Below are 21,161 nucleotides of genomic sequence, written 5' to 3' on the forward strand. Positions count from 1 at the left end.
TTAGACTCCAAAATACTCACGCACCGAAGCGACTGCCTCAATCAGGGCCTTGATGTCTTCTTCGGTGTTGTACAGATAAGTGCTGGCGCGGGTGGTCGCGGTGACACCTAGGGCGCGGTGCAGCGGCTGCGCGCAGTGGTGGCCAACGCGCACGGCGATGCCGCGCGAGTCCAGGAACTGGCCTACGTCGTGCGGGTGCACTCCGATGACCTCGAAGGGAACGGTGCCTATCCGCTTGGCATCGGCCGGGCCGAAGACCCGCACGCCTTCCAGGGCTGACAGGCCCTGGTACAGCAGCTCACCCAAGTGCTCTTCCCAGTCCGCGATGCGGTCCATGCCGATCTCGTCGAGGTAGCTGGCGGCCGTGGCGAGACCATGGACCTGGGAGATGCGCTGGGTTCCGGCTTCGAAGCGCTGCGGAGCTGGAAGGTATTCCGCGTGCTCCATGTCCACCACCGTGATCATGGATCCACCGGTGAGGAACGGCGGCATGGCGTTGAGCAGCTCTTCACGGCCATAGAGGCCGCCGATGCCGGTCGGGCCGAGCATCTTGTGCCCGGAGAAGGCCATGAAGTCCACGTCCAGGGACTTGACGTCCACCGGAAGGTGCGGAACGGACTGGCAGCCGTCCAGCACCGTCAGGGCGCCGACTTTCCGGGCGGCGTCCACGAAGCGACGGGTATCGGTAATGGTGCCCAAGACGTTCGAAACATGGGTGAACGCCACTAGCTTGGTGCGTTCGGTGACCAGCGAATCGATCAGGTCGTAGCGCAGCGAGCCATCCTCTGCGATCGGCACGTAGCGCAGGGTCGCACCGGTGCGGAAGGCGAGCTCCTGCCACGGGATCAGGTTCGCGTGATGCTCAAGTTCAGTAGTGAGAATCTCGTCGCCCGGGCCGAGTCGGAACCGCGCGGCGGCTTCTCCCCCGCGTCCCAGCGAGGCGTTGGACATCGAGTAGCTGATCAGGTTCAGCGCTTCGGTGGCATTCGAGGTCCAGACCAGTTCGTTGGTCTTGGCGCCAATGAACTTCGCCACGGTTTCGCGGCCCTGTTCGAAAAGGTCGGTAGCCTCCACGGCAAGGGTGTGCGCACCGCGGTGCACCGCGGCGTTGGCGTTTTCGTAGTAGTGCTGTTCAGCCTCGTAAACGCAGCGCGGCTTCTGGCTCGTGGCGCCTGAGTCGAGGTACACGATATCGGCACCGTTGACCTGGTGCTCAAGGATCTCGAAGTCCGCCTTGATGCGTGCCACCTCGTTGGCGGTAAGCGCCTCGGCCGTTCCAGTCTGACCAGTCATGGTGTGCACGGGTCCTCCGAATTCTCGTCATGAATCGCCGCGCACTCCGCCGTCCGATCCGGCTGCAATGCGATTAGGCAATAGGTACATTAGGTAATTATTCCACTCCGGACTCCGTTGCACACCTAAGTTAGTCCTTAGTAAGTTTCGCCTTAAGGACGTGCCAGTTGAGGTCTCGAAGGGCCCCAGCCATAACGAAGGCGGAATCCGCGCCAATCGCCCGAGAGACCCGAATTTGCCCGAATTCCGGAGCTACCTCGCGCCGTGCTTGCGCTGATACATCATGCGATCCGCCGTGGACAAGCAGTCCGCGAGGCTGGCCAGTCCCGGCTCCGCCGCGGCGAAACCGCAGGATGCCGCGATGCCGGCGGACTCCAGCGCCGCGTCGAAGGTCTCGAAGAATGTTGCGGCTTGTGACGGAACAACCCCGTTGGCCAGGATCGTGAACTCGTCCCCGCCATATCGGGCTACATGGCAGGCGGTCGTGCCTGCTTCCCTCAAGGTCCGGGCGGCACGCACGATCAGGTCATCGCCTGCAGCGTGCCCCAGGGTGTCATTAACCTGCTTCAGTCCGTCGAGGTCGACAATGGCGACTGCCACGGCATCGCCGAAGCTCTCCAGCCGCTCTTGGGCATCGGCAACGATGGCGTCCCATCCACGGCGGTTGAGCAGGCCGGTCAACGCGTCCGTGTTCGCCAGCGCCTCGGACATCTCGATCCGTCGCCGTTCCCGGTCGATGCCTCGCGCCAGCTCCAGCTGCGTGGACAGCAGCTCGCTGAGCAGGTTCAACAGCTGCTCGTCGAGCTGCTCGTCATCGGACAGCGGCTCGGGTCGGACTCCGCACAGCACGCCGAACATCTCGCCGCGGTCGTCGCTGATAATATAGCCCGCATAGGCCCCCACATATTCGGAGGCGCCGAGGTCCGAGTAATCCGGGTCGGCGCGGGAATCGCGCACCACGTGAGCGGCACCGGATGCCATGCGGCTGCAGAACGACTCGTTCCAGTCGATTCGCGCCCCGGCACTCAGCAGTTGTTCTTGATGGACATGCACGTGGACCTGCTCCCCGTGCACCACGCGCGACACCGACCAGTCGGCCAGCGGGGTATGCGCGTTGAGGTAGGCGACGACTCTCTCCGAGGACTCGCTGAAGGACTGGGCGCCGTTCAGCGGCAAGCCGTTCTCGCCCCGCGGCAGCCCACCGTTGTTCCGGCGCTCGAGTTGCAGAGATTGGTCGTGAGGGGTGTGGTGTGAGGGCACCGGTATCACTCGCTTTGCTTGATAACTTCCTGCTGGTCAGCGAAGACTAATATGCTCAAAAACAATAACAGGGAAACGGAGAAGAATTCTCCTCATTCAGGGCATGTGCCCCGGCCGCGCTGAATTGCGCTGGACTGCAGCGGATATGGAAAACTCCGGACCGGTTGGTCCGGAGCATTCCCGAAAGTTTTCAGGCCGTATGGAACTTGCCCTGGGCTGCTTCCAGCCCCTGCGACATCAACAACTCCACCGCGTCGGCCGCGTTGTCGATCAAGAATGGCAGCACCTGCTTTTCGGACTTCGAGAAGTCCTGCAGGACCCAGTCGGCGGTGTCCATGCGTCCGGGCGGGCGGCCCACTCCGGTGCGCACGCGCAAGTAGTCCTTGGAGCCCATGGCCTTGGAGATGTCGCGCAGGCCGTTGTGGCCTCCTTCTCCCCCGCCGCGCTTGAGCTTGATGGTATCGAACGGAATATCGATCTCATCGTGAACCACGATCAGGTTCTCAACCCCGATGCCGAAGAACTTCGCCAGATTGCCCACGGGGCCGCCGGAGAGGTTCATGTAGGTCATCGGCTTGGCCAGGACCACGCGAGGACCGCCCACGCCCATGCGGCCCTGGACGATCTGGGCGCGCGATGCGTGGGTCTTGAATTTCGAGCCGGCGCGGTTGGCCAGCTCGTCGAGCACCATCTGCCCGATATTGTGCCTATTGCCAGCGTAGCCGGGCCCGGGATTCCCGAGCCCGGCTACGAGCCAAGTGTCATTGCTCATGATGCTTAGCTAAATGCCTTATCGCAATGCTTAGGCAGCGACCAGCAGGTCCAGGTGATCAACGGTGCGGTTCAGCGCGTGGATCTGGATGTCCTTGATGGTGGTCTTCACTTCGGTGCCCTCGATGTTCAGGACCAGCTCAACGCCGCGGTCGCGAACGGCCAGGGTGGTGGCCTGTGCTGGCAGCAGAACGTGCTGCGGCTCGGAGCCTGCACCGTAAACGACTGCTGGGATCTGGCCTGCGCGGCGGGCCTGGCGGGCAGCGCCCTTGCCGAAATCGGTGCGTACAACGGCGTCAAGGTTGACAGATGCCATGATGATTCTCCTTAGGAAATGATTGCTTCGTTTAGGCCCTTGCGTGGACTCGGGAAGCAACCAACATCTAGGAGATGAAAGAGCTTTTCCGGCCTTGTCGATAACGGTCACACCATCGCTGGTGGTTCCCTCGCCTGGGCACAGTGAATAATTCTAGCAGTCGGGGGCGCGTGTACGAAAATCTGTCGCCCAGAACACTGTAGGCTGCGGAGCTTGCAGGTAGCGTTGAGTCAGTTCTCCGCAACCAGCTGCAGCTACCCTACGGTGCAGGAAGGAATCCCATGGCCACCAAGCAGCCCGCAATGTCCCCTTCCGATCTTCCGGTCGCCCCGGTGCTGGACCGGGCAACCGGTCCCCGGCGCGCCGAGGCAGATGAGCTGCTTGCGCTGTTCAAGGAGATCTCCGGCGCCGAGCCGGTGGTCTGGGCAGGGCGAATCCTGGGTTTCGGCCAGTACGAGTACCGCTACGACTCGGGGCACGGAGGCATCGCCCCGCTGCTGGCATTCGCACCGGGGCCGAGCAACCACACCATCTATCTGGTTTCCGGCTTCACCGAACGTTGGCCGGAGCTGCTGGAGAAGCTCGGCAAGCATCGAAGCAGCAAAGCTTGCCTTTATCTGACCCGGCTTTCGTCGGTGGATCAGGGGATCCTGCGCGAATTGATCGAGAAATCGTTGCAGGAAACGCTGTCCGATGACTCGACCCTGGGCTGAGACCAGCGCTCCATGAGTCTGTTGGCTCGGTTTTAACGGCTTTCGGCCGGCACCCCCGAAGGGTGCCGGCCGAAAGCTTGCGAAACGAGGGCTGCTAGGCGCGGCCGTCGAAGAGGTTCGTGACCGAACCGTCGTGGAAGACCTCGGAGATCGCGCGAGCGAGCAGCGGGGCGATCGAAAGAACGGTAAGGTTCTCGAAGCGCTTCTCTTCAGGGATCGGCAGGGTGTTGGTGACAACAACCTCGGTGGCCCCGCACTCGGCCAGGCGCTGCGCGGCTGGATCCGAGAAGACTGCGTGGGTTGCGGCGATGATGACGTCCTTGGCGCCGGCTTCCTTCAGCACGCGCACTGCGCCTGCGATCGTTCCGCCGGTGTCGATCATGTCGTCGATCAGGATCGCGGTGCGGCCCTTGACCTGGCCCACCACGGTCTTCGACTCGGCCTGGTTCGGCACGGTCAAGTCACGCGACTTGTGCACGAACGCCAGCGGGGCACCGCCCAGGCGCTCTGCCCACTGCTCGGCAACGCGCACGCGGCCGGTATCAGGGGAAACCACGGTCACGTTGGCCACATCGACCTTGGACTTGATGTAGTCGGCCAGCAGCGGGAAGGCGAACAGGTGGTCCACCGGGCCGTCGAAGAAGCCCTGGATCTGCGCGGTGTGCAGGTCGCAGGAGATCACGCGGTCGGCGCCTGCGGTCTTGAACAAGTCGGCAACCAGACGTGCCGAAATCGGCTCACGGCCGCGGCCCTTCTTGTCCTGGCGGGCGTACGGGTAGAACGGCGCCACGACGGTGATGCGGCGGGCGGAAGCGCGCTTCATCGAATCGATCATGATCAACTGTTCCATCAGCCAGTTATTCAACGGGGCCGGGTAGGACTGCAGCAGGAACACGTCCTTGCCGCGGACCGATTCGTCCGAACGCACGTAGATCTCGCCATTGGCGAAGTCATAGGCATTTAGTGGCAGCTTCTCGATATCGAGGGCCTTGGCCACCTCGTCAGCTAGTTCCGGGTGCGCACGTCCGCTGGCAAGCACCAGCTCTTTGTTGACGTTATGGCGGATTTCACTCATTGTTATGCTTTCTCGCTCGCTTCGCTATCACGTATGAGGTGTACTGAGGAAATAAAATCCGTCGCGGAACTACTCGGAGGCCGAGGTGTTCAGCGAGGACTTGAACGCGGCGTCTGCCGAAGAGGTACCCGGACGCTTTTCCAACGTCCATCCCTCGGTGTTGCGCTGCGGGGCCACGGACAGCGCCAGGGCACCGGCCGGGACATTCTTGCGGACGACTGCACCGGCACCGGTGTAGGCGCCGTCCCCGATTTCAACCGGGGCGACGAACACGGTATTCGAGCTGGTGCGCACGTGCGAACCGATCTTGGTCCGGTGCTTCTTTTCTCCGTCGTAGTTGGCGGTGATGTTGCCACAACCAATGTTGGTGAACTCACCGATTTCAGCATCCCCGGCATAGCCAAGGTGCGAGAGCTTGGAGCCGCGACCAATGGTCACGTTCTTGGTTTCGTAGAAGGCGCCGATCTTGCCGTCGGCCCCCAGGTCGGTGCCCGGACGCAGGTAGGCGAACGGGCCCACCGAGGCACCGTCGGCAATGCGCGAGTCGGTCGCGTCGCTGCGCTTGACCGTTGCGCCCTGGCCAACCACGACGTTGGTCAAGGTGGTGTCCGGGCCGACCGTCGCATTAGCGCCGATGATGGTTTCGCCGTGCAGCTGGGTTCCCGGCTTGAGGGTGGCATCCTGGCCGATCATGACCTCGGCGTCGATCCAGGTGGTGGCAGGGTCAACGATGGTGACACCCTGGCGCATCCAGAATTCGTTCTTGCGCTGGTTGTAGATGCGGGCCAGGTTGGAGACCTGCACGCGGTCGTTGGCGCCCTCGATCTGCCAGCGGTCCTCGATCCGCGAGGAGGCCACGCGGCCGCCGTGGGAGCGGGCGATGGCCAGCACATCGGTCAGGTACATTTCGCCCTGCGCGTTGTCGGTGGTGACTTCGGTCAGCGCCGAACGCAGCATCTGCGCGTCGAAGGCGTAGATGCCGGAGTTGATTTCCTTGACCGCCAGTTCCTCAGGCGAGGCGTCCTTCTGCTCGCGGATGCCGGAGACGTCCCCGTTCGCGTCGCGCAGGATGCGGCCGTAGCCGGAAGGATCGTCCAGCTCGGTGGTCAGCACGGTTACCGAGTTGCCGTTGGACTCATGGGTGGCGACCAGTTCCTGCAGCACCTCGCTGGTGAGCAATGGCACATCGCCGTAGGTCACCACGACGGTGCCCTCAAGTTGCGGGTCGATGGCTTCGAGGCCCTGCTGCACTGCGCGGCCGGTGCCCGGCACGTCGTCCTGGTCCGCGATGGTGATGTTCGGGAACTGGTTCAGGATGTGCTCGGCAACAAGGTCGCGCTGGTGGCGGACCACCGCAACGAGGTTCCGGGGTTCAAGCGCAGAGGCCGCATGCAGCGCATGGGAAACCATTGAGCGACCTGCGATTTCATGCATGATTTTCGGCTTGGCCGATTTCATTCGGGTTCCTGCGCCTGCGGCGAGGACGATGACGGCTACTGGTGCGTTGACCTGGTCGCTCAAGTTGCTTTTCTCCTGCGGGTCGCTTCGGGGTTTTGGGCAGTGAAGAAAAACCCCTGATCCAGTCTATCGCGCAGATTGGGGGCAACCGAACTTTAATACCAAGAAAGCGCCGCGGCGGCGGCGCTTGGAAAGTTGTTCCGCCCCTAGGATTCGAACCTAGAATGCACAGCTCCAAAGGCTGGCGTGTTGCCATTACACCAGGGCGGAAAATGTGGCCAGCAGGTAAACCAGCCAAGCACGCTATGTATTCTGCCATGTCCTGCGGTGCTGTGTGAAATCGCAAAACACCGTATTGAGACTCACTTTTATTCTCTGCTTTATTCCACACGCGGTGCGGAGGCAACTTTGGAATATGGCTGTTCCCCCACAGTTTGGCGTCTCGATTTGCCCCGGAAAGTAAACTGGAGACGTGGCACATTTACTCGGGGGCGAAGCCCTGCATCTGGAATATCCAACCCACGTCGTTTTTGACTCGGTGACCATCGGCATTTCCGACGGCGACCGCATCGGACTCGTTGGACGCAACGGCGAAGGCAAGTCCTCGCTGCTTGGCATGCTCTCGGGCAAGATCGAGCCTAATTCAGGACGCGTGACCCAGCGCAACGGCCTGCGCGTGGGAGTCCTGGACCAGAGCGACACCCTGGACTCTGACTCGACCATCCATTACGCCGTGGTGGGCGACATGGCCGACCATGAATGGGCCGGCGACGCCCGTACCCGCGACATCATCTCCGGCCTGGTCGCAGACCTGGACTGGGAAGCAACAGTGGGCACGCTCTCCGGCGGCCAGCGCCGCCGCGTGGCCTTGGCAGCCCTGCTGGTGCAGGACTGGGACGTTGTGATCCTCGACGAGCCGACCAACCACCTGGACGTCGAAGGCATCTCCTGGCTAGCCGAGCACATCAACAACCGCTGGTCCAAGAACTCCGGCGGGCTGATGGTCGTCACCCACGACCGCTGGTTCCTCGACGCGGTCTGCACCACCACCTGGGAGGTGCATGACGGCATCGTCGAGCCCTTCGAAGGCGGCTACGCGGCCTACGTGCTGCAGCGTGTGGAACGCGACCGCATCGCAGCGGTCACCGAATCCAAGCGCCAGAACATGATGAAGAAGGAACTGGCCTGGCTGCGCCGCGGCGCACCGGCCCGTACCTCCAAGCCGAAGTTCCGCATCGAGGCCGCCAACCAGCTCATCACCGACGTACCGCCGGTGCGCAACCCGCTGGAACTCAAGCGCATGGCCACCAGCCGGTTGGGCAAGGACGTCATCGACCTGCTGGACACCTCGGTGTCCTTCGGCCCGAAGCAGATCCTCAAGCCTTTCACCTGGCGCATCGGCCCCGGCGAGCGCACCGGCCTGCTGGGCGCCAATGGCGCGGGCAAGTCGACCCTGCTGGGCCTGATCGCCGGCACCGTGGAGCCCTCCAGCGGCAAGATCAAGCGCGGCAAGACCGTGAAACTGGCAGTGCTGGACCAGCAGTTCCGCGAGCTGGACCAGATCGGCGAGGACCTGGTCCGCGAGGTGCTCGGCCGTTTCCGCACCACCTTCAACGTGGACGGCAAGGACCTGACCCCTGCCCAGCTGCTTGAACGCCTGGGATTCTCCTCCGCGCACCTGTCCACCAAGGTCCGCGAGCTCTCCGGCGGCCAGCGCCGCCGACTGCAGCTGCTGATGATCCTTATGGACGAGCCGAATGTCATGATCCTCGATGAGCCGACCAACGACGTCGACACCGACATGCTCGCCGCATTGGAAGACCTGCTGGACTCCTGGCCGGGCACGCTGATCGTGGTTTCCCACGACCGCTATCTGCTGGAGCGCGTCACCGACCAGCAGTACGCGATCCTGGACGGGAACTTCCGTCCTGTTCCGGGCGGCGTGGACGAATACCTGGCACTGCGCAGCGCCCAGGGTACCGGGTCGGGCTCCAACCCCACCCAGTCATCCGGCACCGAGCAGGCCAAGCCCGCAGGCCCCAGCGGCGCCGAGCTGCGCGCCGCACAGAAGGAACTGAACGCCAACGAGCGCAAGGTCGGCCAGCTGCAGGAGAAGATCGCCAAGATCCATGAGAAGATGGCCGGCCATGACCAGTCTGATTACGAGGGGCTGGGCAAACTCACCGCAGAGATCAACGAGCTGCAGGACCAGGTTGACCAGCTGGAAGAACGCTGGCTGGAACTCTCCGAAATCGTCGGCTGATCCCGAAGCCAGCTTGATCAATACTTGCCGGGCCTAGCTCGGGCAGCGATGGCTACCCCGAACGCGAAAAGTTGAGAACCATTGTGAGGCTCGACAACCGTTCGATGGTAGCCATCGCTTTGCTTTTGCTTCGCGGCAAGCTTGCAGAAGGCGGATTCTCAACATGTCTTGCCCGCCTACCAACTTCATGAAATCCGATTGGTAGTTTGTCGCAGCCTTCTGGTTCACCTCCGTGTAAAAGCAGCAGGCGCTCTTCGAGACACAGATCCGACAACGTTGTATTTCCTTCCAGTTGCGGTCTAGCGTCATTCTTGTTCATTGCATTGCGGGGATCGACTATCCCGCCCTGACCGTCACGCAAATTCCTGAGAGCTACAGTGCAGTGCATTAGGTTTGAAGCGTGAGAATCAAATCAAGTGTTCGAGAATTTTCGGGCCTGGATTCCGTGCCTCTCCATGACGGGTACTCGCAGAGCGGCAGGGGTATCCAGATGCCGGTTTGCGATGCCTGCGGCGCGCTGGTCGCGTACGAATCCCAGTTGGCCCATACCGATTGGCATGGGAAAACGACCCATTGAGCTGGAACTTGATCCCTCGAAGCATTCCTCTGCGGCAAGGCCGATCCCGTCAGTTTCGAATGGCTTTTCGGCTCTCGGATCCCGTTTGTGCAATCGACCTGCCAACCATGATGTGTTGAAAATGCTGCCGACTGGTTTCCATCCCGAGGCATGATCTGTGAGCCGCACCGCAAGATTCGCGGAACCAGTGGCCCCATCGACCAGTTAGTCTTTCAAGATGGACCCGTTGATTCAGCCTGTCATAGATGCTTGCGGCTATCGTCTTCGCCCGTTTAACGCAGGGGACGCACCGTTGATTCAAGATGCTTCCTCTGATCCGCTGATTCCACTGATCACAACAGTTCCCTGCAACGGTACTCGGAAAGAAATCAGCGAGTTCATCGATCGGCAGCACCACCGACTCGTTGAACGATCAGGCTACTCTTTTGCCATCGCGGATGCAGACTCGGATCAGGCGCTGGGCCAGATCGGACTATGGCTGAAAAACTCCAATCATGGCCGAGCCAGCATCGGCTATTGGGTTGGTCCGTCGCACCGCAACCGAGGAATTGCCTCTGCTGCCTTGGAATCGATCTCTCGATGGGGGCTCGGGCAGCCAGATATTCATCGTTTGGAACTTTATGTCGAGCCCTGGAACGAAGGCTCATGGAAGACAGCCGAGCACTGCGGCTACATGCGAGAAGGTCTGCTGCGCAGTTGGGAAGAAATTGGTGGAGAACGTAAGGACATGTACATGTATTCACGGCTTGGCTGAATCCGGCACTCGATTCGACAGTCAGGAGGCTTCTGTCTTTGATCGCCAAAGCGTGGGACGCCGCCTCTGCCGGGAAGCAGACGAAATACCCCGAATTTATTCCCCTCGATCGTTCCGGCCCGCCAGCCGTCTGACGGGCTAAGCAGCTCACCCCTAGCAAGCGGACTTGAAGGACAACCTATGGGATCCATGGACGAACTCATCAACCCAACCGTGATTGCGCAATTGCGCACTTCGCTGCAAGACGTTTCACCCGGAAGCGGACTGGACCATCTCCATGATTCAGCGGGACGCATCGCAGGCATGCGTCTGCGGGACCGAGTTGATATCGTCCGGAACGCCTTGCTGAAAGACCTTCCCGCGGACTTCTCCAGCACCAGGACAATCATCCACGAGGCGCTCAGTGACCCCTTGCTCACAGGATGGATGATCTGGCCAGTTTCCGAGCTCATCACCGCCAAGGCACTTGATTCCGGAACTATCGAAGACTTCGATGCGGCCACGGAAACCCTTGCCCTGCTGACCGACAGACTGACCTGCGAATTCGCGATCCGCGCGATGATAATCGCTCGCCCAGAACGGGCGCTCCAGCACGCGCAAGGCTGGACCCAGCACGAGAACGAACACGTTCGCCGTCTGGCCACCGAAGGGACTCGCCTGTATCTCCCTTGGGCAAAACGCGTCCCCTGGCTCGTTGCCAACCCCAGGGAGACCCGCGCCATTCTCGACGCCAGCTATCGAGATCCCGCGGAATACGTTCGCCGGTCTGTGGCCAACCACCTCAACGACCTCAGCAGGGTTGATCCGGAAGCCCTCATCGAGACGGCCACCGCATGGGCTGGCAACGCCGACGAAAACACCGCGTGGGTGCTTCGGCACGGATTGCGAACACTGGCCAAGCAGAGCCACCCCGAAGCGTTGTCCCTCCTCGGTTTTTCCGGTGACGATCTTTCGATCTCCGCGCCGCTGCTTGCCAGCGACCGCATCCTCTGGAACGGTGAGATCGCATTCAGCACACAGGTCACGAACCATGGTGGCACTGAAGCCAACGTTGCCATCGATTACAGCGTCGGCTTCCTGAGGGCGAATGGCTCCCATGGGGCCAAGACATTCAAACTTGCCACACGGAAAATCGGGCCAGGCGAGACTGTCACCCTGGGCAAAACCCATTCGTTCAGGCCCATTACGACACGCAAGTACTACCCCGGAGTGCACACTGTGACGGCTCAAGCAAATGGCAAGAAATCCGAGCAAACTGACTTCACGCTTGAAGCAGAATCGGTCGAAATCAGCCGAGCGAAATAGTCAATGGCCAATGCATTTCCAGCAAATAAGCTACGACATGTTTGTACTGGATCCCATCCCAAACCCACCAACTTTGATATCCGCATAAGGCACCTTCACCGGGCATTTTTGTGGGCGGGGTATACGGGAATCTGAAATCTTTGGAAACCCGGAGATTCGAAAATATGCCAAGCCAACAAGACTTATGTCCCGAATGAGGACCGGCTTACGGGACACCTATAGGTGAAAGGTTCCTTCTAGCGGGTGGGACGCTGCAAAATACGTTCTACGATTTGCTCGGGAGTTTCATCAGCAACAATTCGCATCTCTGAAACGAACGGAAGAGGCTGCCATCCGTGGTACCAACCGCGCATATCTTTATCGCTGAATTCAGAGGCTTGCGGCCTCGTCGAATGTCGATTGACAGTTTCTTCGAAAGCGAGATCGAATGAATAAAATCGGGCATCATCAGTATGCGCGGCCACTCGCTCTAACATACCGCCGTATCTGGAGGCGTTAAAGATCCCCTCTAGGATTACGTTGTGTCCACGGTTTAAGCAATGTATTGCTGCGATTTCGAGTAGGTCTGCGTGAGCTAAGCTTTCCTGCTCTCGCTCATGGTAAATAACTTTGCGGAAGTGGTCTTGTTGAAGCACCGCTGTAAGTTTGCCGAGCCTGGTTTGCAACATGCGCGCGATCGTGCTTTTTCCTGAGCCTGAATTTCCGCGAATCACTACCAACATTGACGACACACGCATTCCTTACGATCTAAACATGAACCTGCTCCGCAGCGCTGGACGCAGGCGGTCTCAGTCTAGCTCTGGAGTAGAGAACGGCGTCCCACAAAGCGTTCCTCTGCGAACACTGAACCGTGGAGCCTGCCCTCCGCCGAGGTCCAGTAAATACGTCCAGGGAAGTGCAAGTAGACTGACTAGTCTCGATTTTTCTTCTTCGCGAAGAAGCCCGCGCCAATCAATCCGATTGTCACGATTACGCCGATCATGATGAAGTCGGCACTTTCCATTTCGTTACCCCCTTCGGTTCTCGGACTTCTTGTACTCCAGCTTTGCACAGGGCGGCCATATCAAGGTGAAGCCCCGCTGTCCCACTATGCGTTCCGCTTGCGGTCACCCAATCTCAGTGGAGACGACTTTGGAAAACGACATCAGTGGAGACGACTTTGGAAAACGACAATTGCTCAGCCGGAAATTGCATCAGCCTCTGCAACGGCAGCTAAAGTTGTATCTTCTACACTCAGCATCACAGTGCTGTCCCGACGGTTGAAGAGGTGCGTAGTGATCGTCCGGCCGTTGGCCTCCCAAATGCAGGGTGGCGTCTCTTCGTTCTCCCACGGATGTTCTGGTTTTCCAAAGAGTTCGGTGAGTTGGATACGTAGTTCGTTGAATCCGCTTTGAACTGCAGGTGCACCGGATTCTTGAGTGCTGTAGAGGTGGATTGTCACGCCTAGGAACTCACAGTTATACGTGTCCCATGAACCAAGCACTTGTCCACCGACGCCGATATCCAGCTCATTCATCTGGTGGGGTGATTCTTCGTTCTCTAGCTCGTACCGGCTCCCTGATATGAATCCAAGGTGCGCGAAAAGATTTTCGCGTTCTTCATCAGACCGTGGCCAAGGCTCGTCGACTAATTTCTTGACGAGCTTCACGACGGTGCCAGGAGTGGGATTCAATTCCAACAAAGGGTCAGTCTCGGACATAGTGTGAGCTTACCTCGCAAGAATTGAGACACGGCCGTTAGAGGCTCCCCCCTACGGACCGTCTTGCGGGACACGGATAAATTTTCATCGAACTGGCGGTAGCCGGCAGCATGTCATCGAAGTTGAAAAGTTTTTAGGTTGAAGCTCCGTAGGGAACTACGACGATCTGCACCGAATCTTCGTAGATGATTTTGCCCGGATCGTCGCTGATGAGTCGCACAACTTGCACGTCATGCCGTTTAAGAAGTTCCAAATATGGCTCGACCCGTTCTAGCAGATGCGTAGCAGTGCCCTTGAACCAAGCTGCTGCGCGAGGGTTCACCTGAGGGTCGTAGATATCGGGAATCGATTTGGTCGGATCTGGGTAGGCCGCATTGAACCAGTCATTTCCAGATCTCCAGGTAACCCATTCTGCATCGCTCAGTTGGCCTTTGTGGGCGAGTACATTGGCAAGACCGAAAACCCTTGGGTATATTGCTCGATGATTAGGAACGCTCGATTGGTACCGGATATACATTTGTTACCGTGGCTCCTTACAATCGCTCACTTTTTCAATTTAGATCGTCCAAGTCAACCATATCGAGCAGCCAAAGCCTTTTTGCAGAGTCTACCCATGTGAATATTGCGTTAAGAGGCAATAGCCTCAGATCTACTGTCCCGTAGAACGTTGAGACACATTGGGGAAGAGGGGAATTGAAGATGAGGGAATCCAAGAAGATGAATCTCGTATTCGAGCGGCTCGAATCGATTCAGTCAATGATGTTTCCCCCGACCCTGTTTGACGGAAAAATTGAGCGCGAACTGAACCTATCTGATGAATTTGTTGATTCTCGTGTCATTGCCTTCGGGCTCGTTGACGAACTACTCGCCATGGTGGCTGCCAGTCGAACGACGCACGCGGATGTGGTCGCCCATGGGATGGCAATCGAGTCCGGAACCTACGAGAACGAATACACGAAACTGTCGAAATCGGAATTTGGTCGAGTCGTGATTTATTTGATCGAGTCAGCCATACACCTGAGATAGCAGTCGAAAGGTGTTATGCCTACTGCAGATGACTGAGCTTCATGCTTGTTCCGCGCCTATGCGTTGCATCTTCAACTGTCCGGTCGCAGGGTGTGCGGTCAGCGGCATCGAAGTTGATGGGTTTGCCAGCACCGCAAGACTCTGTCCCGTTCAAGGTTGGCCTTGCCGGCGCGATTCGCAGACGAAGTCGATGACGTGTGGCTATGAGTCGCAGTTCCCAATGTCGGCTTTAGGCGTCAGGTGCGGCTCCAACTAGCCAGTTGGATCTTGCCGCTGGGATTAGCGGAATGCCCGGCTGATCGCACTGCCAGTCTGGAACAGTGTGATCCACGCGAGGAATTTCTGGATGGGTCGCAACGGCAATGCGACGAGACTCCGCCAACCATTGCGTCGAGACCATGACTTAGTGATCTGAACCTGGGTGCCACCGGTCGTGTTCACCAAGGTAAACTCCATCAGAACCGAACTACTTCGGGAAACGTCGGGATGCGCGAAGTTCCACGCGATCCTTTCCGGCCGGTGCGCGGAGACGAGTTCAATGCTGCGGCGGCGATACTGCGGCTTTATGTTCACCGGCTTCCCGTCTGGGTGACTTGCGGGTGCGAGACCCTGCCAGACCCCACCGAGCGTCGCTTCCTGTCCGGTGTGTTCAATGGAGCCGATGCTGGGTTCCCACTCGGGAACGAGTATCGGATCTGCGAGGAATTCCCAGACCTCTTCCATCGGGGCGGGAACGAATGTCTCCATCGAGCCCGAGGCCCGCCCTTTCACCTTTGCAGCGACAGGCTTGGTATTCTCAGCTGGTGAGTCGATCTGGTCGAGTTGATTGAGCAGAGCTTCGGGCGTCGTTCCCAGCCGGTCAAGGATCTCTGCGATCAAACCGCTGGGCTCTGCGACCAGCTCTCGCAATACAGCCGCGGCATCGCCCGTCTTGTTTTTACCACTTGATTTGGTGATGAGGTCAAGAGCGCGAGGACTCCACGCATACCCGTCCGTCTCGTGGAACACGATCCGTCCTGCCTCCGGGAATGAGGCCTCGATGCCGAGCGAAGCAAGTTGCGCTTCGTGTTGTTCCTCGACCGCTCGACGGGCGGCATCAAGGTCAATGCCCATGCTGCGAAGTGCGCGTCCGGCGGATTGGTTATTAATAACAAGGGCGAGGAACAGATGCCCAATGCCTGCTTCCCGAAGGCCAACCCGAGAGGCTTCCTCCATGGCGGCAAGCGAGAGAGATTGACTTGTCTGAGCAGCGCGAACGAGCTTATTCATGCGTTCCTCCTGAGAGTCGGTATCGTGGGGTCAATTCGTTTGGAGTGCTTCTTGTGAGCGGCTTGCCGTGTCACCCCGAGCGCGTCAGCAATGTCCTGCCAACTCATGCCCGAACGCAGCGCGGCCTCGACTTGCAGAAGCTCCAGGGTGTCCGCGAGCAAGCGCAACGACGACACCGCCCGCAGCCCCGCTCTCGGGTCGCTGGTGTCGGCTGCCACTGCCGCGATTTGTGAAGACTCCATACTGTCAACCTACGTTGCTGAAGATCCTCCTGTCAACCAAAGTTGCTAACGACCCCGCGGCTTGCACCTGTCCAGCCTCACTGTCCCCGTAGAAGGTTCCGCTTGCGGGCGGTGCGGCTCAGTGCTGAGGACTTGTGGACAGAAGTGCTGACGACTTCGGAAACTGACACTTAGTCAGGGTGGGTGTTCCCGTATGGGGGGGGGTATGTAGTTGGAAATCCAAACCCCCTTGTTCAATTCATTGCCACCAACACGGGATTCTTCTACCTCTTGTCATTAGCTTTGCTCTTTGGGAGCGTACTTACTACCCTTTGCTTTCTCCATATCTCGAAGCGTTCCCTGCACTCTCTCGTCGACGCGCGCTAATTTCCCGCCGCCTCGGCCGCAGGGCCATTTGTGCAACCGAGGTTGAAGCCTGTCCAACCGTCTACGAAGCTACTCGGTGGGGTTCCTTGCTGGCATACGACTAACAGTGACAAATAAAAAAACGACGCACAGGCTGTGGGAGACATTTCTATTCAGAGCAGCTGCTACAGTCTGAGCCAGAACCGTCCTCACCAGGAATTCAACTTTCGACCTCCGAAATCGACAGGACTAGCTATGGATTCTCATCAGCGAAAACCCATCAAGTGGTGGCCGTTTGGGCTTTTTCTGCTTGCCTTCGCAGCTGCAAACGTAGTCCTGATACTGGTCGAGGCTCCCACTTGGGCAAGGCTAATTCCCGTCTGGATCCTGTTGGCCGTTTCGGTAACTGCCCTGACTCTGTTTTTCATTCGACGCAGTCGCAATGACAAAGACTCGGGCCGCTAGAACCTGTACACGCGCGCGATGGGAATTGAGCACCATGGCAGGGGCTTCAATGCGGGGACAGGTTCACCCCATCCCTTAACGGCGTTCCCGCTTAGCGTTCCTCTTATGGACATGAAATCGAACTTTAGAGGTCACCCAGCATCTAAATCTGCCGAATTGGGACAGGGCTACGAGATCTACCGAGGAAAATCGGTTTCTTCTAAATCGTAGGATTCTCGAAGAGCAATGGACATGAATTCCCAGCCCTGGATGATCGGCAGCAGATCTGAAGAATCGCGATTCAGCCTACGGAGCTCGCGCTCCTCCCACTGCAACAGCAAGACGTTACGCTCTGCGTAGGAAACTAGCTCAACTACTTTTTCTCTATCCAAATGGGGCGGGCTAGGAGGCTCAGGCTGCTGGTCAGTATTCATAGTTGCCCTTCAATTTTCATGCCGGTAACCGGGTTTCTTTCGACCCAAGCCTCGGTCGTACCCACAAGGCTACAGCCATTCATGTCCATGCCGTACAAGCACAGTTCTCGCCCCATAGAGGGTTGGACTGCGGGACACGGAAACCGCTATCGGACCGGTGAATCAACTGCCCTCCCAGAGCTGTCAACTGCAGTCACAATCCTTCAAGCGCACGGATATGCGGGAATCGGGCTTCGAGCCCTCCAATGTACTCATCCCAGGGCATCCCAGCCGGGGCCTGCCCTGCCATCGATGCCGAGGGCTGGTCGCGATATTGCTCCTCGATTGAGGTTCCGGTCATCTCCATGAAGATCTCCTCGGGGATGTATCGAATCTCTTCCGCGTCCATCACCACGGCCGAGTCCTTGAGTTGCCCGTTGCCCAGCAGCGTCGGATCCGCGAGACAGGAGTGGTAAAAGTCCCGACCCTGCGCCACGACCCAAGTGCGCACGTCGGTGAATTCATCGTCGCCGCATCCACCTAGCAGCAAGTACGCCACACCCCACAGCTCCCAGGAGTACAAGGCATGGGTCTTGAGGGCGAACAGCCGGTCGAAGGCCACGATCTCTTGCTGGGTGGATTGCCGTAGTTCTTCGCGCAGTGCCTCGGACAGACCCTCAGCATCCCCGTCACAGGATTCCCGTGCCCGGCCGATGATGTGCCAGAACCTCTGCTCGGTGATTTCTTCGAGTACAACCGCGGTGGCTTCGATATCGGCGTCCTGAGCGGAAAAGTCCCCTTCGACAACAGGTCCGCAGTAGCCCTCAAATAGATCCCCAGAGCTTCCCTCAGGGTCTAGATCGGCAGCCAGTCTTTCACCGAGACGGACCCGATCAGCCCAATCATCAGGTCGATCGGGCCAAATCTTGTACAACCACCGAAGGTTCCTGCCGTAGCCCCTCACGACGATGCGTTGGGCTTGAATGTCCCAGAAAGTTTCGGGATCCGGAATTTCGATGTTATCGAGGACCAGGAGGTTCAGTTCTCCTTGGTCGGCGAAGTGGGCGAGATTTCGCACCCTCGAAACCTCCGAGAACTCCAGACGTTCAATGCGGCCAAAGGCTCCAGCTCCGGCAAAATCGACCTCTGGACACCTCACTATCCCAACGCGGTCAGCTTCAAAGTATGGCATGAACCAGGAATCACCGGCCGAGATTCGAGGCCTGACTAACTCAAGCACGCCAGGGGCGTCTTTGTTAGTGAGCTTCCTGTCCAGCGTCGATAGTGCATCCTGCGTCGCGTTGAAAATCCAGATGTCGTTGATCTGGGGTTGCCGGAGCACCGGGACCCAACATTCATGCCACCGAAAACCAACGGCTGTCACCGGGGACCAGTCGTATCCAGCCGGAAGGCTCGTTACCTTTGCGTAAAACACACCCACAGACCACAGCGGTCCTAGCTCGGCCAAGTTCTTTAAGTCGATGGCGCTGTATCTGTCGTAAATCAGATTCCCGTGGTCAACGGTACTGAGGTAGGAGGCCAGCGTTGATGTTCTCATTCGGTGGTGTCCTCACGCGTTCAGGGTCAACTGTCGTTCTAATGTAGACCATGAATAGCGGGTGGGCACCCGAATTTGGCCCTTGGCGCGTAGCCGCAATTGTCCGGTCATCGCCAAGTCATGGCTGGGCTCTGCGAATCCGCGGTTGCTCGTTCATATTCGTCCTGCAGAGGGTTCGTCTTATGAAACTGATGCTAGCCGCCGGACAAGAATAAGCGTCGGTCCCGCCCAGTCGAGGTTGTGGTGCTCTTCCAGAGGATAAAAATCGGTAGCTCGGTAAAATGCCCGAGTTTCGGCGTATGACTCGCTATCGAAGGACGGACCGACCGTGTGAACGGAGAGCAATGCGCACCCGTCGTTGGCAAGGTCAGCTGCCACCCTATCGATAAGTGCCCGTCCGGCTCCTTTACCTCTAGCTTCGGGGGACAAAGCGACGAGGTGTAATTCTGCGGACTCGGGGAAGTGTCGACGGATAAGGGCCACGCCAATCGTGGTTCCGGATTGGCGAGCGACGATACTCAGATAATCGTCGTTTCCTGCATCTATAACGTACTGTTCGATCGCTTCCGGATCTCCGAACCATTCCGGCAATGCTTTCAAGATGCGGCGGACTGCCTCTGGGTCTTGCATATATTCAAGCTGAAATGCCATGCGGTTTATCTTCTCATCCTTATCAATTCTTTGCCACGATGCGAAGTGAACGGCAGGCACCTCAATCAGGTGTTTTTAGTCCAAAGCGTCGCTCTACGAATAGGCAACTCACGTTGTCCCACAGAAGGTTCGGCCTATGGGACACCAAAACGACTGCTTTTGCCTTACATCGATACGACGCCGCGCACCCTGTGCCCGACGGCCATCGATTCACCGCTGAGCCCCGCAGCCCGCGGTGAGAGCAGGAAGGCAATCACCTCGGCGACCTGCGTCGGCGTCGTATCGCCGAAACCGCCAGGCGCTACCGAGGTCGCCGGATGCTCGCTGACGATTCCCGGGCTGACGGTATTGATTCCGATCCCCGTCCCCGCATGCTCATCGGCCAGGTGCTTCGCGATGGTGATCAGCGTCCCGTTGCGCACCGAACCTGCGATGTTTCCGGTCACCAGTGCGTTCTGGCCAGAGACCCCGACAATCCGTCCGGAGCCGGCTGCCCGCATATGCGGCAGCACCGCGTTGGCTACACGCAGGAAACCCAAGGCCTTGCCCTGCAGCGCTTCCATGACACGGGCCGGGTCGGAGTTCCCCGCCGGGGCCAAGGTCCTGGCACTGGGCGCCGCGGCATGAACCAGGCTGTCGATCCGTCCATACATGTCCATCACCTGCGCGATGCCACGCTGAACCGAGTGCTCATCGCTTGCATCCAGCTGCAGGTCCGTACTGGCGGAACGCGCGGCACTGATGGCAATAGCGCCTTCAGCTTGCAGACAACCAACCACTGCATGGCCGATCAGTCCGGTCCCGCCGACGACAAGCACAATTTTTCCATCAAGTTCCAAGTCCATGCCGTTTAGCGTATCCGTCATTGCTGGTATTGCGCAGCCCTTTGGGGAAGAATCGAGCCCATGGATACCACGCGAATCGACAAGCCCGAGTTGGAAATCTTCGACGAGAACTGGCAGCGGGCGCTGGTGCTCATGGCGCACCCCGACGACCCCGAGTACGGGACCGCGCTGGCGGTGAGCCGGTGGACCCGGCAGGGCAAAGAGGTAGCCTACGTCTTGGCGACGGCCGGCGAGGCAGGAATCGAGACCATCGCCCCGGCGCAGGCCGGGCCGTTGCGCGAAATCGAGCAGCGCCGGGCCATAACCCACGTCGGCGTGCAGGAGCTCGAATTCCTAGGCCTGCCCGACGGCCGGCTGGAATACGGCATCGAGCTGCGCCGCGCCTTTGCCGCAGCGATTCGCCGCCACCGTCCGGATGTGGTCATCACGCTGAACTTTGAACGCACCTTCGGCGGGGTCTCCCGGAATTCAGCAGATCACCAAGCTGTGGGCCGAGCCGTTCTCGATGCCGTCTCCGACGCAGCCAACTCCTGGATCTTCCCCGAACTCACCGATCCGCCGCATACCGAAGTGCAGATGATCGCTGTTTTCGCCGACGAAGCTCCGACGCACTGCGTGGAGATCGAGCAGCAGGATATTGACGCGGCGATTGCCGCGCTGAGCGAACACCGCGAATACCTCGCGGCCTTGAGCCCTGACTCGATCGAGGACCAGGCGCGGGCACAAGTTGAGATGGTGCTGGGAGAACACCTCCCGGCAAGGGTGGGGTTTCGCGTCTATCGATGACTGACCGCCCCCGGGCGAATGGCAAAAGCGTTCAGCTCCCTGAGGTCCACGCCGGTGGCAGGCAGGCCGTACAGGTCTACCCGCTGGCGGACTGGCAG

General features: G+C 59.2%; 21 protein-coding genes, 1 tRNA gene and 1 pseudogene. 6 read left to right on the forward strand and 17 right to left on the reverse strand.

Features of this window, described 5'->3' with window-relative positions:
• The 4 genes and pseudogenes from ATC04_RS14030 to ATC04_RS14045 all read right to left on the reverse strand — a co-directional run.
• The gene (locus ATC04_RS14030; RefSeq protein WP_047118626.1) at window positions 1-1,293 is read right to left on the reverse strand and encodes a SufS family cysteine desulfurase; all 1,293 of its coding nucleotides are present in this window, start codon (window positions 1,291-1,293) and stop codon (window positions 1-3) included.
• A 252-nt stretch (window positions 1,294-1,545) separates the two neighbouring features.
• Window positions 1,546-2,553 carry a GGDEF domain-containing protein gene (locus tag ATC04_RS14035; RefSeq protein ID WP_152666797.1) on the reverse strand — a complete coding sequence of 336 codons (1,008 nt, stop codon included), beginning with the start codon at window positions 2,551-2,553 and terminating at the stop codon, window positions 1,546-1,548.
• A 190-nt stretch (window positions 2,554-2,743) separates the two neighbouring features.
• Window positions 2,744-3,325: an aminoacyl-tRNA hydrolase gene (gene pth, locus ATC04_RS14040; RefSeq protein ID WP_047118485.1), complete on the reverse strand. Its 582-nt coding sequence runs from the start codon at window positions 3,323-3,325 to the stop codon at window positions 2,744-2,746.
• A gap of 42 nt (window positions 3,326-3,367) precedes the next feature.
• Window positions 3,368-3,640, reverse strand: a pseudogene (locus tag ATC04_RS14045) (50S ribosomal protein L25); the annotation flags it as partial.
• 281 nt (window positions 3,641-3,921) lie between these two features.
• Here ATC04_RS14045 and ATC04_RS14050 point away from each other — a divergent pair.
• The gene (locus ATC04_RS14050; protein ID WP_047118483.1) at window positions 3,922-4,353 is read left to right on the forward strand and encodes a DUF1801 domain-containing protein; all 432 of its coding nucleotides are present in this window, start codon (window positions 3,922-3,924) and stop codon (window positions 4,351-4,353) included.
• 94 nt (window positions 4,354-4,447) lie between these two features.
• Here the strand turns inward: ATC04_RS14050 and ATC04_RS14055 are convergent, their stop codons facing one another.
• The 3 genes from ATC04_RS14055 to ATC04_RS14065 form a co-directional block, all read right to left on the reverse strand.
• Window positions 4,448-5,428: a ribose-phosphate diphosphokinase gene (locus tag ATC04_RS14055; RefSeq protein ID WP_047118482.1), complete on the reverse strand. Its 981-nt coding sequence runs from the start codon at window positions 5,426-5,428 to the stop codon at window positions 4,448-4,450.
• A gap of 69 nt (window positions 5,429-5,497) precedes the next feature.
• Complete coding sequence (gene glmU, locus ATC04_RS14060) at window positions 5,498-6,949, reverse strand: bifunctional UDP-N-acetylglucosamine diphosphorylase/glucosamine-1-phosphate N-acetyltransferase GlmU (RefSeq protein WP_047118481.1); 1,452 nt, start codon at window positions 6,947-6,949, stop codon at window positions 5,498-5,500.
• Window positions 6,950-7,084: 135 nt separating this feature from the next.
• Window positions 7,085-7,156, reverse strand: a tRNA-Gln gene (locus tag ATC04_RS14065).
• Window positions 7,157-7,358: 202 nt separating this feature from the next.
• On the opposite strand from ATC04_RS14065, the gene ATC04_RS14070 reads away from it, so the two are divergent.
• The 3 genes from ATC04_RS14070 (at window position 7,359) to ATC04_RS14075 (ending at window position 11,785) form a co-directional block, all read left to right on the forward strand.
• Window positions 7,359-9,149 carry an ABC-F family ATP-binding cassette domain-containing protein gene (locus ATC04_RS14070; protein ID WP_047118480.1) on the forward strand — a complete coding sequence of 597 codons (1,791 nt, stop codon included), beginning with the start codon at window positions 7,359-7,361 and terminating at the stop codon, window positions 9,147-9,149.
• 794 nt (window positions 9,150-9,943) lie between these two features.
• A complete protein-coding gene (locus ATC04_RS18910) occupies window positions 9,944-10,480 on the forward strand; it encodes a GNAT family protein (protein WP_082123819.1) in 537 nt (178 codons plus the stop codon).
• 189 nt (window positions 10,481-10,669) lie between these two features.
• Complete coding sequence (locus ATC04_RS14075; protein WP_231735986.1) at window positions 10,670-11,785, forward strand: DNA alkylation repair protein; 1,116 nt, start codon at window positions 10,670-10,672, stop codon at window positions 11,783-11,785.
• Window positions 11,786-12,021: 236 nt separating this feature from the next.
• On the opposite strand, the gene ATC04_RS18915 is transcribed toward ATC04_RS14075, so the two are convergent.
• The 4 genes from ATC04_RS18915 to ATC04_RS18920 all read right to left on the reverse strand — a co-directional run bounded on the left by ATC04_RS18915 (window position 12,022) and on the right by ATC04_RS18920 (window position 14,001).
• Window positions 12,022-12,507, reverse strand: a complete 486-nt coding sequence (locus ATC04_RS18915; RefSeq protein WP_160309070.1) for an AAA family ATPase — start codon at window positions 12,505-12,507, stop codon at window positions 12,022-12,024.
• Window positions 12,508-12,695: 188 nt separating this feature from the next.
• On the reverse strand, window positions 12,696-12,788 hold the full coding sequence (locus ATC04_RS19425) for an LPXTG cell wall anchor domain-containing protein (protein ID WP_113606762.1): 93 nt from the start codon (window positions 12,786-12,788) through the stop codon (window positions 12,696-12,698).
• A gap of 174 nt (window positions 12,789-12,962) precedes the next feature.
• On the reverse strand, window positions 12,963-13,484 hold the full coding sequence (locus ATC04_RS19430; protein WP_152666796.1) for a hypothetical protein: 522 nt from the start codon (window positions 13,482-13,484) through the stop codon (window positions 12,963-12,965).
• A 133-nt stretch (window positions 13,485-13,617) separates the two neighbouring features.
• A complete protein-coding gene (locus tag ATC04_RS18920) occupies window positions 13,618-14,001 on the reverse strand; it encodes a hypothetical protein (RefSeq protein WP_082123817.1) in 384 nt (127 codons plus the stop codon).
• A gap of 200 nt (window positions 14,002-14,201) precedes the next feature.
• On the opposite strand from ATC04_RS18920, the gene ATC04_RS14080 reads away from it, so the two are divergent.
• Window positions 14,202-14,510, forward strand: a complete 309-nt coding sequence (locus tag ATC04_RS14080) for a hypothetical protein (RefSeq protein WP_146955896.1) — start codon at window positions 14,202-14,204, stop codon at window positions 14,508-14,510.
• 279 nt (window positions 14,511-14,789) lie between these two features.
• Here the strand turns inward: ATC04_RS14080 and ATC04_RS14085 are convergent, their stop codons facing one another.
• From ATC04_RS14085 to ATC04_RS14110, 6 genes are all read right to left on the reverse strand, one after another.
• Window positions 14,790-15,779: an SRPBCC family protein gene (locus ATC04_RS14085; protein WP_047118477.1), complete on the reverse strand. Its 990-nt coding sequence runs from the start codon at window positions 15,777-15,779 to the stop codon at window positions 14,790-14,792.
• Window positions 15,776-16,021: a hypothetical protein gene (locus ATC04_RS14090; RefSeq protein ID WP_047118476.1), complete on the reverse strand. Its 246-nt coding sequence runs from the start codon at window positions 16,019-16,021 to the stop codon at window positions 15,776-15,778. The genes ATC04_RS14085 and ATC04_RS14090 overlap by 4 nt, the downstream gene beginning before the upstream one ends.
• Before the next feature lie 986 nt (window positions 16,022-17,007).
• Window positions 17,008-17,244: a hypothetical protein gene (locus tag ATC04_RS14095; RefSeq protein ID WP_047118475.1), complete on the reverse strand. Its 237-nt coding sequence runs from the start codon at window positions 17,242-17,244 to the stop codon at window positions 17,008-17,010.
• Between the two features lie 193 nt (window positions 17,245-17,437).
• The gene (locus ATC04_RS14100) at window positions 17,438-18,781 is read right to left on the reverse strand and encodes a DUF4240 domain-containing protein (RefSeq protein ID WP_047118474.1); all 1,344 of its coding nucleotides are present in this window, start codon (window positions 18,779-18,781) and stop codon (window positions 17,438-17,440) included.
• 180 nt (window positions 18,782-18,961) lie between these two features.
• Window positions 18,962-19,432 (reverse strand): GNAT family N-acetyltransferase, encoded by a 471-nt coding sequence (locus ATC04_RS14105; RefSeq protein ID WP_047118473.1) that lies wholly within the window; start codon window positions 19,430-19,432, stop codon window positions 18,962-18,964.
• 164 nt (window positions 19,433-19,596) lie between these two features.
• Complete coding sequence (locus ATC04_RS14110; RefSeq protein ID WP_047118472.1) at window positions 19,597-20,277, reverse strand: SDR family oxidoreductase; 681 nt, start codon at window positions 20,275-20,277, stop codon at window positions 19,597-19,599.
• A 60-nt stretch (window positions 20,278-20,337) separates the two neighbouring features.
• Here ATC04_RS14110 and ATC04_RS14115 point away from each other — a divergent pair, with 60 nt between their 5' ends.
• Window positions 20,338-21,063, forward strand: a complete 726-nt coding sequence (locus tag ATC04_RS14115; RefSeq protein ID WP_197413536.1) for a PIG-L deacetylase family protein — start codon at window positions 20,338-20,340, stop codon at window positions 21,061-21,063.
• Window positions 21,064-21,161 lie beyond the last annotated feature (98 nt).

This window comes from Arthrobacter sp. YC-RL1, assembly GCF_001454985.1.
Classification (GTDB): domain Bacteria; phylum Actinomycetota; class Actinomycetes; order Actinomycetales; family Micrococcaceae; genus Glutamicibacter; species Glutamicibacter soli.